Raw genomic sequence first — 17,368 nt, 5'->3', positions numbered from 1 at the left:
CCCCGATTTCGGCCGCTTCCGTTCTGCTCCAGCTGGCTAATACCGAACTGTTCAGCGGCGCTCGGCAAAAGCCCTAGCGTTGACTGGGGATGTTTTTATTCCAGTCCGCGCATTTCAGGACTTGTATGAGCGGATTTCTCTCCCGAGAAACGAGAGCGAATACGAGATATCCTGCCTTTCACCTCGTCCTGAGGTGTCGGCGATCGGAGATCGCACACGATCGAAGATCGACTGACCTCGCAGGAGGGCTCCAGAAGCCTCCATGATCCCTGGAGCCCTCCTTCGAGGCTCCCGTCTGTCGCACCTCAGATCGAGATGAGCGGGTGGGAGGATCCCATTCATCGCAAGGGTTTGCGGGAAAATCCTGCGCAACCCGGCTCTCAGGGTCAGGTCACGGATGGGATGGATCGTCGAGAGCCTCCAGAACGCCGCCCTCACATCCCCGGCGCCGTCCAGATCCGGGTCAGCCGCGCCAGGCGCACCAGGGCGGTCTGGAAGCGCTCGGGCGTCTCCCCGACCCGCGCATGGATCCCGAGTGCGCTCAGGCTGACGACGCGGGCCTCGACCTCGCCGATCGTCGCCGCCTCGACCCGGATCACGGCGCCCGGGACGAGCGCCGCCGCCTCCACCGGCGCCAGCAGCAGGCCGCCGCGGCTGAGGTTCAGGATCTCGGTGCGGTGGCTCCGGCCGCCATGGCGCAGCCGCGCCGACAGGGTCACGGGAAAGCGCCGGTCGCGCCGCCGCTCGCTGCCGAGCTGCGTCTCGGCGGCGATGGCCGTCGCCGAGGAAGCCGAACCGATCTGTGGCGTGAGGGACGTGAGGTTCATGCCCGTTTTGATCGCAGAGATAGGTTAAGTCCCGTTTAATGAATTGATGATTAACTATCATCTGACAATTTTTCGTTCTTTCCTCGAGACCGCTCACACCATGACGAAGGCTCCCGATGCAGGCATGCACCCGGTGGTTGTCTGTGCGCGGAGGGCGGCGCACGGCGCGGGGACAGACGATCGTCTTGGATATGCGGGGCGTTGCGGCGTGACACTCGGGGGCAGGAAACTCGCGGGCAGGAAACTCGCGGGCAGGACGGCCGTGGCGAGCACGGTTCGGGGCATCGCACCGTGAGCGGGGCGCGGTCCGGCTGGCGCTCCGCCCTGGCGCGGTTGTTCGGGTGCGGGGCGGCGGGGCGGCGGCTCGCCGGGTGCCCGGACCTCGTCGCCGAGATCGACGGCGCGGGCCGGCTCGTCTCCGCCTCCCCGGCGAGCCGGGCGCTGACGGGCCGCGCGCCCGAGACGCTCGCGGGCCTCGCCCTGGCGGAACTGGTCCATCCCGAAGACCGGGCCGGTGTGGCGGCCCTGCTCGCCGGCGGCGGCGCCCTGGTACACCGCCTGTCCCATGCCGACGGGCGCTGGATCTGGGTCGAGACCCGGCTGTCGGCGCAAGGACCGCCCTACATCGCGTCGATCCGCGACGCGGCCGCGCGCCACGAGGCGGAAGCCTCGCTCCGCGCGAGCCGGGCGCATTACCGGGCGCTCGCCGATACGCTGCCCCAGCTCGTCTGGATGGAGCGCACCGATACCGGCGAGACGGTCTATGCCAACCCGGCCTTCGAGCGCTATTTCGGCGCGATCGGCCAGGGGCGGGCTGCGCGGCAGGAGCGCTACCACCCGGACGACCGGCCGCGGATCGAGGCGGCCCTCCAGGGGGTTCCGGCCGAGGGCGGCAGCGGCGAGGCACAGGGGCGCCTGCGCGACCGCGACGGCGCCTATCGCTGGCACCAGCTCTCGTTCCAGCCCCTGCGCAAGGACGATGCGCTCCTCGGCTGGCTCGGCTCGGCCCTCGACATCGACGAGATCCTGGCCGCCCGCAAGGCGCTGGAGGAGACCGGCGACCTCCTGCGCCTCGCCCAGGAGGCCGCGGGGGCGGGCTTGTTCGACCTCGACCTCGTCACCCGCGAGGTGACGCTGGCGCCGGAGAGCGCGCGGCTGCACGGCCTGCCCGGCGACCGCCCGGCGGTGATCGCGCTCGGCGCCTGGCTGCGGCGGCTCACGCCGGGAGACCGCAAGCCGGCGCTCGCGGCGCTCCGCGGGGCGATCGTCGGCGGCGGCACCTTCGACGTCGCGTTCCGGGTCCGGCTGCCCGATGGCGGCCAGCGCTGGATCCAGGCGATCGGCCGGCTCTGCCACGACCGGGACGGCCGGGCCCTGCGGGTGACCGGCCTCAACCTCGACATCTCGGCCCGCAAGGATGCCGAGGCCGGGCTCGTCGCCGCCAAGGCGGCCGCCGAGGCCGCGAAGGCCGCCGCCGAGCGGGCGAACGCCGCCAAGACCGATTTCCTCTCGGCGATGAGCCACGAGATCCGCACGCCGTTGAACGCGGTCATCGGCTTCACCGGCCTGCTGGCGCAGGCCGACGGCCTGGAGCCGGAGCTGCGGCGCTATGCGGGGCTTGCCCGCGCCTCGGCCGGGGGGCTGCTCACGCTCGTCAACGACATCCTCGATTTCTCCTCCGTCGAGGCCGGGGCGGTCGCCTTGCGCGGCGAGCCCTTCGCGATCGAGGCCCTGGCGGAGGGCTGCCTCGGCGTGGTCGGGGCAGCGGCGGCCGAGAAGACGCTCGACGTGACGAGCGCCATCGATGCGAGCCTGCCGCGCCGCCTCGTCGGCGACGAGGCGCGCCTGCGCCAGATCCTCCTCAACCTCCTCAACAACGCGGTGAAGTTCACCCCCCGCGGCAGCGTCGCCCTGTCCTTGCGCCACGAGGGCAGCGGCCGGGCCGGCGAGCGGATCCGCTTCTCCGTCGCCGATACCGGCATCGGCATCCCGGCCGACAAGCAGAGCCGGCTGTTCGAGCGCTTCTCGCAGGTCGACAGCTCGATCCGCCGCGATTATGGCGGCACCGGCCTCGGGCTCGCCATCAGCCGCCGCCTCGTCGAGGCGATGGGCGGCGAGATCGGGGTGATCTCGCAGGCCGGCCGCGGCGCCACCTTCTGGTTCACCCTGACCCTGCCCCGCGCCGAGGACCAGGCGCCGCCGGAGGCGCGCGCCGCCGCCCAGCCGAGCCGCCCCGGCCGCATCCTCCTCGTCGAGGATATCGAGGTGAACCGGGAACTGGCCTGCCTGATGCTGCGCAAGGCCGGCCACAGCGTCGACGTCGCCACCGACGGGTTCCAGGCGGTGCGGGCGGTCGAGGCCGGGGCCTACGACCTCGTGCTGATGGACGTGCAGATGCCGGGCCTCGACGGCACCATGGCGACCCGGCTGATCCGCTGCCTGCCCGGTCAGGCCGGGCGGGTGCCGGTGATCGCCATGACCGCCAACGTCCTGCCCGACCAGGTCCAGTCGTTTCGCGCGGCCGGGATGGACGACCATCTCGGCAAGCCCTTCGCGCCGGCCGAGCTCACCGCGCTCCTCGCCCGCTGGCTCGATCGCGCGCCGCCCGCCGAGGACGAGCCGGCCCTGCTCGACCAGGCGCTCTATGACGGCGTGTGCGCCTTCCTGCCGCCGGAGGCGGTGCGCCGCCTGCTGGGCCACCTCGCCGAGCAGGTCACCGGGGCGCTCGCCGGGGAGGGGACGGAAGCCGCCGGCCGGGGGCGGCTGCGCTTCGAGGCCCACGGCCTCGTCTCGGCGGCGGGCATGCTCGGCTTCGCCGCCCTGTCCCGGGCCTGCGCCGAACTCGAGGCCTGCACCGAGGACGAGGTCGCGCGCGATCCCTCCGCCTTCCCGATGACGCTCGCTCGGGCTCGGGCCCGGTGCACCGCGGCGGCCTTCGAGACCCGTCGCCTGATCGCCGGGCTGGAGGAGGCTCCCCCTGCACCGGCCAGCCTCGGCCGGACGGCTTAAGGCGGGGGATGGGTGGGGGTATCCGGCGCAGATTCCCGGGCCGCAAGCATTCGACCCGGCCCCGACCGACTCCCCTTCACACGATGCGAACTTGCCCAAGTCGAGCGCTCTCCCCTCTCCCGTGTGGGAGAGGGGCCGGGGGTGAGGGTGACACGTTTCAGCAATAGAGCGCCGAGCGTCGTGCTGGCAGCGGAGCGGTTCAGCCTGCCCGCGGCACCGTCTCCACCCTCACCCCTACCCCTCTCCCACTCGGGAGAGGGGATCCCGCGACTTCTCCGGTGGGGCGGCATGCCGGCGGAAGCCGCATCCGCCCCCGGACCCGCCTATCCCGGCGCGCTTGTGGACACGGGTCGCCGGCGGGCTTGACGGGCCCTCCGGCAAGTCTGTTCCAGCGAAAATCGTCCTGAAGGACGTAAGACTTAATCGCACGGGATGCCGCCCGTTCCGGCAAGGTCCGCTTAAGGATGCGGGCCCGATCCTGCCCGTGTTGCTGGGTCAGGTAGCGTATCGACATGCACCGCAATCTCGCCCGCGTCGTTCACCGGCGCGGCCCGTTTCCGCGCGTCCTCTCCGGATGCTGTCTCGTCCTGGCGGTGTCCGGCCGGCCGGCGTTCGCGGCCGACTGGTATACCGGCACCGAGCCGGCGAGCCCGCAGGAGGCCTGGATCGTCTCTGTCGACACCTCGGCGACCGTGAGTTCTCAAGGCTCGCAATTCGCCGGTGCCACCGCGACCGCGGCGCCGTCCGGCACTCTCCTCGCCAGCGGCCTGCGCCTGCGGGCGGACACGACGATCGGCTCGTACCGGGCCGGAACCGGGCTCGGCCAGCAGGCGGAGGTCGCGGCGATGCTCGGCTACGGCTGGGTCTGGCCGGAGGCGGTGTTGTCGGCCTTCGTCGGCCTCAACGTGCGCCGCAACGAGGTGCCGGGGCTCGAGGCGAGCGTGCGCAACGCCGGCGGCCTCAAGGCCGCCCTCGACCTCTATGCCCGGCCGACCCCCGGCACGATGGTGCACGCCACCGGCACCTATTCCAGCACCTTCAACGCCTATTACGGCCGCCTGCGCGGCGGCGTCGCGGTGATGGGCGGGTTCCTCGGGCCCGAGGTCGCGCTGCTGGGCGACGATTACTACCGGCAATGGCGGATCGGCGCCCATTGGAGCGGGTTCCAGTTCGGCGCGCTCCAGTTCGGCGTCGCCGCCGGCTACCTGCACGACCAGACCCGCAAGGGCGGCCTCTACACCACGGTCGACATGCGGGCGGGTTTTTGAGATGGCCGCCTTGCGCTGGATCGCCTGGGGGCTCTCGGCCCTCCTCACAATCGGGTTCCTCGTCCAGCCGGTCGGCCCGGAGGCGCAGACCTGGCTTTGCGCCGCATCGTGCGCCGGCATGGCCGCCCTGTGGCTGCTGGCGCCGCGGCGCGGCCTGCCCCGCCTCGCCTTCCTGGCGCTCGGCAGCCTGGTGGTGATCCGCTACGTCTACTGGCGCCTCACCGGCACGCTGCCGTCCCTCGACGATCCCGTCGGCCTCGGTTTCGGCCTGCTGCTGCTCGCCGCCGAGCTCTACTGCGTGCTGATCCTGGCGGTCAGCCTGGTGGTCAATGCCGATCCCCTGGTGCGCGCCCCCGTCGCGCTGCCGCCCGCCGCGGACCTGCCCGCCGTCGACGTGCTGATCCCGAGCTACAACGAGCCGACCGAACTGCTGGCCGTGACCCTCGCGGCGGCGCTCAACCTCGATTATCCGGCCGGCAAGCTCACGATCTGGCTCCTCGACGACGGCGGCACCGACCAGAAATGCGCCGATCCGGACCCCGCCAAGGCCAAGGCCGCCCAGGACCGGCGGGCCGAGCTGCAGGCGCTCTGCCGTGAACTCGGCGCCCGCTACCTGACGCGCGCGCGCAACGAGCACGCCAAGGCCGGCAACCTCAACAACGGGCTCTCCGCCTCGCGCGCCGAGATCGTGCTGGTGCTGGACGCCGACCACGCACCGTTCCGCTCGTTCCTCGCCGAGACGGTCGGGCTGTTCGCGCAGGACCCGAATCTCTTTCTGGTCCAGACCCCGCACGTCTTCCTCAATCCCGACCCGATCGAGCGCAACTTGCGCACCTTCGCCCGCATGCCGTCCGAGAACGAGATGTTCTACGGCGTGACCCAGACCGGGCTCGACAAGTGGAACGGCTCGTTCTTCTGCGGCTCGGCGGCGCTCCTGCGCCGTCGCGCCCTCGACGCCGTCGGGGGCTTCTCCGGCATCACCATCACGGAGGATTGCGAGACCGCCCTCGACCTGCACGGCAAGGGCTGGACCAGCGCTTATGTCGGCCAGCCGCTGATCGCCGGACTCCAGCCCGAGAGCCTGGCCGATTTCATCGTCCAGCGCGGCCGCTGGTGCCAGGGCATGATCCAGATCCTGATGCTCAAGAACCCGCTGACCAAGCGGGGTTTGCGTCCGATCCAGAAGCTCGCCTACCTGTCGAGCATGACGTTCTGGTTCTTCCCGCTGCCGCGGCTGATCTTCATGCTCGCGCCGCTCCTGCACATCTTCTTCGACGTCAAGATCTTCGTCTCGTCGGTGGACGAGGCCCTGGCCTATACGGCGACCTACATCGTCGCCAACCTGATGATTCAGAACTACCTGTACGGCCACGTGCGCTGGCCGTTCGTCTCGGAACTCTACGAGTACGTCCAGGGCGTGTTCCTCGTCCGCTCGATCGCCTCGGTGATCCTGTCGCCCCGGCGCCCGAGCTTCTCGGTCACCGCCAAGGGCGCCGGCCTCGACCGCGACCACCTCTCCGCCCTGGCCTGGCCGTTCTTCGCGATCTTCGCAGCCCTCGCGGCCGGCTGCGGCATGGCGGCGTGGCGCTACCTCTACGAGCCCGGCGTCACCGGCCTGATGCTGGTCGTCGGGCTGTGGTGCGGGTTCAACCTGGTGATCGCCGGCGTCGGCCTCGGCGTCGTCGCCGAGCGGCGCCAGGACGAGCGCGTCCCGAGCCTGCCGGTCGGCCGGCCGGCCCTGGCGGCGATCGGGGATGGGCAAGGATCCGTTCGGATTCCCGTGACGATCGAGCGGATGAGCGCCGAGGCCGCGACCCTGCGCCGGACCGACGGCGCGCCCTGGCCGGCGATGGCGGAGGGCGGCCTCCTGCACGCCGCGGCGGGACCGGCCTTGCGCTTCACCCTCCGGGCTGCACTGGCGCCGGACCTGCGGGTCGTCGCCTTCGCGCCCCTCGCGCCTGCGCAGTACCACACCGTGGCGGGGCTGATGTACGGCGATGCCGGCGCCCTGCGCGCCTTTCTCGCGAGCCGCCGGCGCCACCGCGACCTCGTCACCGGCAGCTTGCGCTTCCTCGCCTGGGGCATCGCCGAGCCGGCGCGGGCCCTGTCCTATGTCGGCAGGTCGCGACGCTCGGTCCTGCCGGCGCCCGCGCCGGAGACGACGGCTCTCGCGATCGACAACCTGCCCGGGATCCTGCCTGGGATCTTGCCCGGGATCCTGGCCGGGATTCCGGAGGCCGCCGCGCTGCCGCTTCGGCCCGCCGCCGAGCCGGCCCCGCAGGTGATCCTCGCCGACGAGATCGCCCGCGAGCGGCCGAGCGTCGCCCAGACTCCCGCCATGCCTGCCCCCGCCATGCCTGCCCCCGCGATGCCTGGCCCCGCCGCCGCCTTGCCCGTGCCGGTCGCCGCCGCGCCTCCGGTGGAAGTCCCCTCGAAGGCCCTCCTGAAGGCCGCCCTGGAAGCACTTCCGGACGCTCCCGTCGAAACGACCTCGGACGTGTCCTCGGAGCCCCCCATGGTCGTCCTGCGCGCGCCGACTCCCGCTCCGGTGCCGGTCCGGGTCGAGGCGCCGGTCAATCCCCCGGTCGCCCCCGTATCCGCGGCTCCGGTCGACGAGGCGGTCTGGCGGATGGCGATCTGCGACCTCCTCGCCGCCGCGCCCGCCTCCGGCGAGGCCTCGGCTCCCGGCGCGCTCGACCCGACGGAATGGGCCGAGAGCATCCGGGCGCTCGCCGGCACCGGAGCCGCCCCGGTCCCGATCGCGCCGCCGCGCCGCATGAATCCCCTCGACCTCGCCACGACTGCCGGTCTCCGCGACATCCTCGCGGCCCCGCGCGACGCGGCCTCCCGCAGCGCTGCCTGAGGAGATCGTTCGGATGCGCCGCCTCCTCGTCGCCACCGTCGCCGTCCTGTGCGGCACGCCCGCCTCGGCCCAGACCTTCTCGGGCTTCGGCCCGACGCCCACCATGGTGCTGCCGGGCACGGTTCCGCCGGTTCCGGCAGCCCCCGCCCCGAAGGGCCCGGCCCTGCGCCGCCTCCCCGCCGTCGCAGGCCCTTTGCGGCTCTGGGGCGAGACCGGCACCGTCACCTGGCCGCTCTTCGTCACCGCCGCGGAGGCGCGGGCGGGCGGGCGGTTCCAGCTCGGCTACCTCTCGGCGATCTCCGTCCTTCCCGAGGCCTCGACCCTGCGCGTCGTCCTCAACGGTGCCGAGATCGGCCACACCGCGATCGACGGCGTCCGGGGCCTGCGGCTCGAGACCATGACGATCCCGCCCGGCGCCCTGCGCGCCGGCTTCAACGCCGTGACGATCGCGGTCGACCAGCGCCACCGCGTCGATTGCTCGGTGCCGGCGACCTACGAGCTGTGGACCCAGATCGACCCCGACACGACGGGCCTCGTGGCGTCGGGGGACGGCATCGGCGACCTCGCCGATCTCGCCGCCACCCGGCCGGGGCCGGACGGCGCCGTGCCGATCCGCCTGATCCAGACCGGCGAGCGCCTGTCGGAGCGCCGGGTGGAAGGCCTCCTCGCCGGGGCCCAGGCCCTGGCGCTGGCCGGCCGGTTCACCCAGCCCGCCGTCTCCTTCGCGCCGGCGCCCGAATCCGGCGACGGAATCGCCCTGGCGGTGGCGCCTGCGGCCGAGCTCGCCCGCAGCCTCGACATCGCCTCCCTCGGCCCCGTCACCGGTCCGCGCCTCGCGCTCCTGCCGGGCCGGCCCGATCGTCGCCCGGTCGTCGTCGTCACCGGACCCGGCGAGGCCGACGTGACGGCGGCCCTGGCCCAACTCGGCGAACTCGCCGCGGCACCGCCACGGGGCACGCCGCAGGGCCTCGACGCCTTACGCCACGCGAACGGCCGGCCGATCACCGGGGGCGAGAGCCTGGCGCTCGCCGATCTCGGCCTCGATGACGTGGTGGTCGGCGGGCGGACCGCCCAGCTCACCCTCGATCTCGCCCTGCCGCACGATCTGCTGGCCGCCGACTACGCCAAGATCGCCCTCGACCTCGACGCCACCTATCCGGCCGGCCTCGCGCCCGGCGCGCAGGTCAGCGTGGCGATTAACGGCGAGGCGGCGGGCAGCGTCCCCCTCGGCAAGGCCGGCGGCGAGACGTTGCACCGGCGCCGGGTCTTCCTGCCCCTGCGCCTGCTGCGCCCGGGGTCCAACCGGATCACCCTGCTGGCCGAACTGCCCCGGGCCGACGACCGCGCCTGCGCCGGCCCGGGCGGCCCCCGCCTGACCTTGCGCGCCAGCACCCGGCTCACCATCCCCGACCTCGCCCGGATCGCCCGCCAGCCGGAGCTTGCGGCCACGGCAGCGGCCGGCTTCCCGTACCGGGCGGGAAGCGAGGGCCGCGCCCCGACCTTGTCCGTGCCCGCCCCCGACCGCGACACCATGGCGGCCGCCGCCACCCTGGCGACGCGCCTCGGCGTGGCGGCGGGCCGGCCGATCCCCTTCGCCTTCGCGGCCGGGCGCAGCGGCGTGGTCGGGCCGACCGTGATGGTGGCGGCCCTGCGCAGCCTCGACGCGCCGCTCCTGACGGCCGCCGGCCTCGACCCGCAGGTCCTGCGCGACGCATGGATGCGACGGGACGATGGAGCCCCGAATCCCGCGCCGGAGGCGAGCCCGATCGTGCGCCGCCAACTCCTGCGCCGCGGCGGCATCCCGGGCTGCCGCGCGACGGCGACCGCGGCGCTCGGTCTGCCCGAGGCCGCCCTCGTCCTCGCCCAAGGGGTGACCGGGCCGGCGCCGGACGACGTGCTGACCCTCGTCACCGCCCCGAGCCCGGCCGCCTTGAGCGAGGCGACCGCCTGCCTCGTCCAGCCCCTGGTCTGGAGCCGGCCCCGCGGCGGCGTCGCCCTGCTGGCGCCGGACGGCGCGGTCGCGGTGCAGGGTCCCGGGAGCCCCCGCTACGTCGCCACCGCCCCGGCCTCGTTCGGCAACCTGCGCCGCATCGCCGCCGGCTGGCTCTCCCTCAACCGCGAGGTCTACGCCCTGATGGCGCTCGCCTGCGCCGGGCTGCTGGCCGCCTCGACCCACCAGCTGGTGCGCAACCTCGGCAGGAAGACGTCATGAGGACCGTCGCGATCCTCCTCGCGCTCATGGCCCTCTGCACCGGCGCCGCGGCCCAGGCCCCGCCGCTCGCCGACCATGACGGCTGGCGCGCCTACAAGGCCCACTTCGTCACCGAAGCCGGCCGGGTGGTCGATACCGGCAACGGCGGCATCAGCCACAGCGAGGGCCAGGGCTACGGCATGCTGCTCGCCGCTCTCGCGGGCGACCGCGCCACCTTCGAGCGGATCTGGACCTGGACCCGCGCCAACCTGATGGTGCGCGACGACCAGCTCCTCGCCTGGCGCTGGGAGCCCGACCGGCGCCCGGCCGTCGCCGACATGAACGACGCCGCCGACGGCGACCTCCTGGTCGCCTGGGCGCTCGCCGAGGCGGTGACGCTCTGGAACGATCCCTCGCACCGGGTCGCCGGCCGGCGCATCGCGGTCGAGCTCGGCCGCAAGCTGATCCTGCCGCGGGCCGCCCACGGGCCGCTGCTCCTGCCCGGCGTGGCCGGGTTCTCCGCCGAGGACCGTCCCGACGGCCCGGTGGTCAACCTGTCCTACTGGATCTTCCCGGCCTTCGACCGGATGCCGCTCCTGGCGCCTGAATTCGACTGGGCTGGGCTCGACCGCAGCGGCCGCCGGCTGCTCCGGGCCGCCCGGTTCGGGCCCGCCCGCCTGCCGAGCGAGTGGGTCTCCCTGGCGGAAGCCGCGCCGAGGCCCGCCGACGGCTTCGCGCCCGACTTCGCCTACAACGCTCTGCGCATCCCGCTCTACCTCGCCATGGCGGGCGCGACGGATGCCGAGCTCTACGCGCCCTTCCTCGCCCTCTGGCCGCGGCCGGATGCCGGCAACCTCCCCCTCGTCGACACGGGAAGCGGCAAGGTCACCGCCCGCCTCTCCGAGGCCGGCTACGGCGCCGTGCCGGCGCTCGCCGCCTGCGCCGCCCGCGGCACGCCGTTCCCGCCCTCGCTGACCCGGGTGCGGGCCGAGACCGAGCATTACTACCCGGCGACCCTGCAGCTCCTGGCGCTGGCCGCCCTCAAGACGAGGTATCCCGCATGCGCCCCGCGCTGATCCTCGCCCTCGCCCTCGGTGTCGCCGGGGCGACGCCCGCCACCGCCGCCGAGTCCCGGCCCGACGAGACGGCACTCCGCTATTACGCGTCCCAACGCCAGCCCGAGCGGGTCGCCGCCGAAACGGCTCGCCTGTCGCGCCGCTTCCCGGGCTGGACGCCGCCTGCCGACCTCTGGACCGCCGAGCCGGGCGCCGAGGACGAGGAGGCCTTCTGGGACCTCCTCAAGGACGGCCGCCTCGATGCCCTGAAGAAGGCGCTCACCGAGCGCGCCCGCACCGAGCCGGGCTGGACGCCCTCCGGAGCGCTCGTCGGCGCCATCGCCCGCCGCCTTTTGCGCGACGAGGTGCGGGCGCTCGTCAAGGCCGGGCGCTGGAGCGACCTCGCGGGCCTCGCCGACCGGCGGCGCCCGGAGATCGAATCGGGCGAGGCGGAGGTGGTCTGGAGCGCGGCCGAAGCGCTCGCCCGCGCCGACCGGGTGCCGGAGGCGATCGCATTGTTTACCCGGGCGCTCTCCGCTCCCGGTGCGGGCGCCGACGAGCGCCGGGCCGGCCTGCTGCGGGCGCTGCCGCTGCTGCCGATGGCCGAGATCGACCGGCTCGGCGCCAAAATCCCCGCCGACGACCTCGCGCCGATCCGCATCGACCTGATCCGTGCCCGTCTCTCGGCGGTGTTGCACGACGAGGCCGGCCAAGCCGTGAACCCTGCCGATCTCGCCGCCTTCCAGGCCTATGCCGAGGCGGCGCCCGATCCCGACCAGCCGGCTTTGGTGGCCTGGTACGCCTTCAAGCGCAGCGACTTGGCCGAGGCCCTGTCCTGGTTCAAGCGCGCCATCGCCCGGGGCGGCGACGCGATGGTGGCGCACGGCCTCGCCCATACCCTGCTGCGCCTCGGCCTGCGCCGGGAGGCGGAGGACGTGGCCTATGCCTGGCGCGAGCCGCTGGTGAACAACGCGCTCCTGTTCATCGACATCCTGGAGCGCGACCTGACCCGGGCGACCCCCCCGGCGATCGAGCCCGAGCGCCTGCGCCGCTACGCCGAAGTCACCGCCGCCACCGCCTCGGGCGAGGGCGCGCAGGCGCTCGCCTGGTACGCCTATAACACCTGCCAGTTCGACGCGGCCCTGGCCTGGTTCCGCCGCGCCGTGGCGTGGTACCCGAAGGAAGCGACCGTCTACGGCTACGCCCTGGCGCTTCAGCGGGCGGGCCAGCAGCGCGCCTTCGTCGACCTCGTCAACCGCTACGACGGGCTGTTTCCGCGGGTCGTCGGCCTCCTCTTCTCGCCCCGCTCCGACCGGCCCTCCCCCTGCGACGCGCCTGCGCCGCGCCCGGCGGAGACGGCGCCGCGCAGCGCCTATCTCGACCTCGCGCCCCGCGCCGAGAGGCCCGAGCCGCGCGGCCGCGTGCCCCAGCCCGACACCCTTGAGGCGCCGTCCGCCCCGGTCGTGCGCCGCAGCGATTTCCCGGTCGCGGTAGCGCCCGAGAACGAGCTGCGCGCCGCCCCCACCGGCAGCCCGTTCTCCGCCGTCGCCGTCGCGCCGTCCCGTCCCGCCGGCCGCCTGCCGACCACTGCGCGGCGCGTCCCGGGCGTCGGGCCGATGCCCTACGAGCGCTACGGCTTCTCGCTCCTGCCGGCCTGGACCGGCGAGACCGGCCCCAGCATCCCGAGCGCGGCCGAGCGTCCCGCCCCCCTCGGCAGCCTGTGGTCGGCGATGCAGGCGGTCCCGGCCGATCCGCCCGTCCTGCGCGACGTCGCCACCACCGGAGCCCTCCTTCCCCGCAACCGGAAGCCCCTGCCGTGATCCGCCCGCTCGCCCTCGCCGCCGTCACTGTCGCCCTGGGAGCCTGCACCGCGCAGGAGCGCGCCGCCGCGCCGCGTTTTTCCAGCCTCGACACCGCCTTTCCGGCCGCCTCGGTCCAGCGCCGGGCCACCCCGGTCGTCGTCCTGCCGGCCTGGATCGGGCGGCCCGTGGCGCTGCGCGAGCGCGACGGCGCCGGCGGGTTCGAGCAGGCGATCGCCTTCAGCGCCCCCTCGCATCGGGGCGGGCGCGACGACCTGGTGCTGGTCTCGTCTCCCAAGGAGGGCGCGCTCGACGCCGTCCTCGGCGGCAAACCGACCGAGGCCGGCATCCGCGCCGAACTGACCAGCGCGTTCCCCGGCCTGGCGATGCAGGTCGTCACCCGCCCCTCGGCCAACGCCTACGGCCCCTACGGCCTCGCCATCGGCCGCAACGGCGCGGCCCGCTGCCTCTATGCCTGGCAGTGGATCGCGGAGGCGCCGGTTCTCGCCGGCGGCGCGCCGGCGCCCCTGTCCTTGCGCCTGCGCCTGTGCCGGGACGGCGTGACCTTCGAGGCGATGGCTGCCGCCGTCACCGAGCTTCGCCTGGTGCCGCGCTTTTCCGGGGAGCCCGTGGCGGTGCCGGCCCGCGCCGCGCGCCGCCCGGCACGCCCGCACAAGGAAGCCGTCCACCGAGCCCGCCCGGCACCGGTCGCCGACGCGCCGGCCCCCGAGCCCGCACCGTCCGGGATGCGGTATCTCGGCGACGCGGCCGAGGGCGGCTCGGCCGCGATCGGCTTGGGGACCGCCGCAATGCGCGGCGTCCTCGCGGGGGCGGTCGAGACCCCGTCCCCGGCCCTCGCGAGCCTGCCCCCCGGCGCCGCGATCCTGCCGCCCGAAGCCACGCGCGGCCCGGCCCCGCGCCCGTGATCGACCCTGCCCTGATTGTGCCCGAGCGGAGTACCCGATGAGCCTGCGCCTTCTCGTGGTCGAGGACGATCCCGGCTTCCAGGACCTGGTCCGCGCCCTGTGCGAGCGCCGGGGCGACAGCGTCGACGTGGCCTCGGACGGTTTCCTCGGCCTGCGGCTCCTGAGCGAGCGCCGCCACGACGTGGTGATGATCGACTACCACCTGCCGGAAATGGACGGTTACGCCCTGGCGCGGCTGATGCGCGAGGTTTCCCGCCCGGAGGACAAGGTGCGGCTGATCGGCGTGACCGCCGACCGGCACGGCCTGGCCTCCCGGCGCGGCGCCGATGCCCGGTTCGACGCCATCCTGGTCAAGCCCCTCGACCCGGAGGCGCTCTACGCCGCCCTCGACCGGCTGACCCGCCCGGAGGAGGCGCCTCTCCCCGAGACCGGTGCCGATGCGGTGTGGCGCCGCTTCGGTTTGACTGGCCGGCCCCGCGCCCTGATCTGCCCGGCGCCCGGCCCCGCCGAGGCCGCAGCCTTCGCCCAGGCCTTCGTGCCGGTGACCCGCGCGACCGATGCCGACCTGATCCTCCTGAGCGGCGAGGCCGGGCTCCCGGGCTTGCGCGCCGCCCGGGCCGGGACATCGACCCGTCCGGTGCCGAGCGTCGACCTCACCGGGCGCCTGACGGGGGCCTGCGACGTGACCTTCCGGGTGGCTGAGCCGGCCTCCTGGGCCGCGGTGGCGGAGGCCTGCACCGGCTTTTCCGCCCGTCGCGCCGGGCTTACCCCCGCAGAAGCGCCGGCCGACCCCGCCGGCCATCTCCTGGCCCTGCTCCACGCCTCCGCACGCGACCTGCCGCTGGCGGGTGGGGAAGGAGGGCTGGCCTACGAGACCGGTCTGTCGCCTGCTGCCCTGATGGCTGCGGTGCTGACCCTCACCGAGGCGGGGGCGCTTGCCTGCCTGGCCTCCGGCAGCGGGGTAAGCGTGCGCCTGACCGAGGCCGGCAGCCGCGCGGCGACCGCCGGCCCCCTCAGCGATACACCCCGCCGCCCGTCCGAGCCCGCCCGCCCGCCGGTGCTCGACGCCCGCAAGACCGCCGAACTCACGCGGCTGATCGGCGAGGCGGAACTGCGCCGCCTGCGCGACCGGCTGATGGGCCAGCTCGCCACGGCCTTCGCGCCGCAGGCCGACCTCGCCGTCCTGGCGCACGAGGCCCACGTCATCGTGGCGATGGCCGGAAGCCTCGGCTTCGACGACCTGGCCGCCGCCTGCCGCGCGCTCGAAACCGCCATCACGGCCGGGACCGGCCTGCCCGACGCCGTGACCGAGGCCCGCCGGGCCGTCGCCCTGGCCCGCAGCCATTGCGCGGCCGCCTGAATTCAGCAGGGGAGGGGGATTTCTGTCGCGAGAGCTTCACAAACGGGTTGACGGGGGAAAATCCGGGGCCTATACGACCACCCATCGGCGCCGGCCGCTCCCGCGGACCGGCCGCTGAGCCATCTTCGAGACAGTCCGGGCCGGCGAGCCTGACCTTGGTCAGGCGCTGGTCCCGTTGTTGCCGATGATACCCCGGTTTCGATCGGGTCGCTCTTTGACAAGTGCATACGAGAAAGAGAAGCGTGGACGGCGTCGTCCCTGCGGATCCTGCCTTCGGGTGGGATCACGAGTAGGATGATGCTGGTCTTAACGTTTCGGTGCTCACACGATCAGGCGGAAACGCCGATCGGTCGTGAGCCTCCGTTACTATTGTGATCAGCTTTGATCAGCTCTTCAACTTGAGAGTTTGATCCTGGCTCAGAGCGAACGCTGGCGGCAGGCTTAACACATGCAAGTCGAGCGGGCCCTTCGGGGTCAGCGGCAGACGGGTGAGTAACGCGTGGGAACGTGCCCTTCGGTTCGGAATAACTCAGGGAAACTTGAGCTAATACCGGATACGCCCTTTTGGGGAAAGGCTTGACTGCCGAAGGATCGGCCCGCGTCTGATTAGCTAGTTGGTGAGGTTATGGCTCACCAAGGCGACGATCAGTAGCTGGTCTGAGAGGATGATCAGCCACACTGGGACTGAGACACGGCCCAGACTCCTACGGGAGGCAGCAGTGGGGAATATTGGACAATGGGGGCAACCCTGATCCAGCCATGCCGCGTGAGTGATGACGGCCTTAGGGTTGTAAAGCTCTTTTCTCCGGGACGATAATGACGGTACCGGAGGAATAAGCCCCGGCTAACTTCGTGCCAGCAGCCGCGGTAATACGAAGGGGGCTAGCGTTGCTCGGAATCACTGGGCGTAAAGGGCGCGTAGGCGGCTGATTTAGTCGAGGGTGAAAGCCCGTGGCTCAACCACGGAATGGCCTTCGATACTGGTTGGCTTGAGACCGGAAGAGGACAGCGGAACTGCGAGTGTAGAGGTGAAATTCGTAGATATTCGCAAGAACACCAGTGGCGAAGGCGGCTGTCTGGTCCGGTTCTGACGCTGAGGCGCGAAAGCGTGGGGAGCAAACAGGATTAGATACCCTGGTAGTCCACGCTGTAAACGATGAATGCTAGCCGTTGGTCTGCATGCAGGTCAGTGGCGCCGCTAACGCATTAAGCATTCCGCCTGGGGAGTACGGTCGCAAGATTAAAACTCAAAGGAATTGACGGGGGCCCGCACAAGCGGTGGAGCATGTGGTTTAATTCGACGCAACGCGCAGAACCTTACCATCCCTTGACATGGCATGCGAACCCGAGAGATCGGGTGTCCTCTTCGGAGGCGTGCACACAGGTGCTGCATGGCTGTCGTCAGCTCGTGTCGTGAGATGTTGGGTTAAGTCCCGCAACGAGCGCAACCCACGTCCCTAGTTGCCATCATTAGGTTGGGCACTCTGGGGAGACTGCCGGTGATAAGCCGCGAGGAAGGTGTGGATGACGTCAAGTCCTCATGGCCCTTACGGGATGGGCTACACACGTGCTACAATGGCGGTGACAATGGGCAGCGAAGGGGCGACCTGGAGCGAATCCCCAAAAGCCGTCTCAGTTCGGATTGCACTCTGCAACTCGGGTGCATGAAGGCGGAATCGCTAGTAATCGTGGATCAGCACGCCACGGTGAATACGTTCCCGGGCCTTGTACACACCGCCCGTCACACCATGGGAGTTGGTCTTACCCGACGGCGCTGCGCCAACCGCAAGGAGGCAGGCGACCACGGTAGGGTCAGCGACTGGGGTGAAGTCGTAACAAGGTAGCCGTAGGGGAACCTGCGGCTGGATCACCTCCTTTCTAAGGATGCTGTTTGTTAGGACGATCGGGTGACCGGTCCTCTCCTCGTACGGCGTCGTTGGATCAAGGGTCCAGTCAGGACCCAATTGGCGGGACGCGCCGTCTTCGTTTCTCTTTCTCATCATCCGGACACGCTGGGCGGTAAGCCAAGCGACGGGCCTGTAGCTCAGGTGGTTAGAGCGCACCCCTGAT

Annotated in this window: 9 protein-coding genes, 1 tRNA gene and 1 rRNA gene (1 of these 11 only partly in view); 10 read left to right on the top strand and 1 reads right to left on the bottom strand. The window is 72.3% G+C overall.

The genetic code is table 11. From position 1 onward, the window contains the following. Positions 1 to 434: 434 nt before the first annotated feature. On the bottom strand, positions 435 to 827 hold the full coding sequence (locus AC3AOF_RS11495) for a PilZ domain-containing protein (RefSeq protein WP_236990518.1): 393 nt from the start codon (positions 825 to 827) through the stop codon (positions 435 to 437). Between the two features lie 291 nt (positions 828 to 1,118). Here AC3AOF_RS11495 and AC3AOF_RS11490 point away from each other — a divergent pair, with 291 nt between their 5' ends. The 10 genes from AC3AOF_RS11490 to AC3AOF_RS11445 all read left to right on the top strand — a co-directional run. Next, positions 1,119 to 3,836: a PAS domain-containing protein gene (locus tag AC3AOF_RS11490; protein WP_488348585.1), complete on the top strand. Its 2,718-nt coding sequence runs from the start codon at positions 1,119 to 1,121 to the stop codon at positions 3,834 to 3,836. 512 nt (positions 3,837 to 4,348) lie between these two features. Continuing rightward, positions 4,349 to 5,104 carry a cellulose biosynthesis protein BcsS gene (gene bcsS, locus AC3AOF_RS11485; protein WP_488348584.1) on the top strand — a complete coding sequence of 252 codons (756 nt, stop codon included), beginning with the start codon at positions 4,349 to 4,351 and terminating at the stop codon, positions 5,102 to 5,104. Between the two features lies 1 nt (position 5,105). Continuing rightward, entirely contained in the window at positions 5,106 to 7,967 is a 2,862-nt protein-coding gene (bcsA, locus tag AC3AOF_RS11480; protein ID WP_488348583.1) for a UDP-forming cellulose synthase catalytic subunit, read from the top strand. A 13-nt stretch (positions 7,968 to 7,980) separates the two neighbouring features. After that, positions 7,981 to 10,179 carry a cellulose biosynthesis cyclic di-GMP-binding regulatory protein BcsB gene (locus tag AC3AOF_RS11475; protein ID WP_488348582.1) on the top strand — a complete coding sequence of 733 codons (2,199 nt, stop codon included), beginning with the start codon at positions 7,981 to 7,983 and terminating at the stop codon, positions 10,177 to 10,179. A 26-nt stretch (positions 10,180 to 10,205) separates the two neighbouring features. Continuing rightward, the gene (locus AC3AOF_RS11470; protein ID WP_488348980.1) at positions 10,206 to 11,234 is read left to right on the top strand and encodes a family 8 glycosyl hydrolase; all 1,029 of its coding nucleotides are present in this window, start codon (positions 10,206 to 10,208) and stop codon (positions 11,232 to 11,234) included. Then, positions 11,219 to 13,033, top strand: a complete 1,815-nt coding sequence (locus AC3AOF_RS11465) for a hypothetical protein (protein ID WP_488348581.1) — start codon at positions 11,219 to 11,221, stop codon at positions 13,031 to 13,033. The genes AC3AOF_RS11470 and AC3AOF_RS11465 overlap by 16 nt, the downstream gene beginning before the upstream one ends. Next, positions 13,030 to 13,938 carry a cellulose biosynthesis protein BcsN gene (gene bcsN / locus AC3AOF_RS11460; RefSeq protein WP_236990513.1) on the top strand — a complete coding sequence of 303 codons (909 nt, stop codon included), beginning with the start codon at positions 13,030 to 13,032 and terminating at the stop codon, positions 13,936 to 13,938. The genes AC3AOF_RS11465 and bcsN overlap by 4 nt, the downstream gene beginning before the upstream one ends. A gap of 37 nt (positions 13,939 to 13,975) precedes the next feature. After that, positions 13,976 to 15,298, top strand: a complete 1,323-nt coding sequence (locus AC3AOF_RS11455; protein ID WP_236990512.1) for a response regulator — start codon at positions 13,976 to 13,978, stop codon at positions 15,296 to 15,298. A gap of 394 nt (positions 15,299 to 15,692) precedes the next feature. After that, positions 15,693 to 17,176, top strand: a 16S ribosomal RNA gene (locus tag AC3AOF_RS11450). Positions 17,177 to 17,331: 155 nt separating this feature from the next. Then, a tRNA-Ile gene (locus AC3AOF_RS11445) sits at positions 17,332 to 17,368 on the top strand; it runs 40 nt beyond the window's last position.

Source organism: Methylobacterium sp. 142-1Y (genome assembly GCF_057747795.1).
The sequence above is the reverse complement of the archived record's forward strand: the minus strand, read 5'-3'. Positions and strand labels throughout refer to the sequence as shown.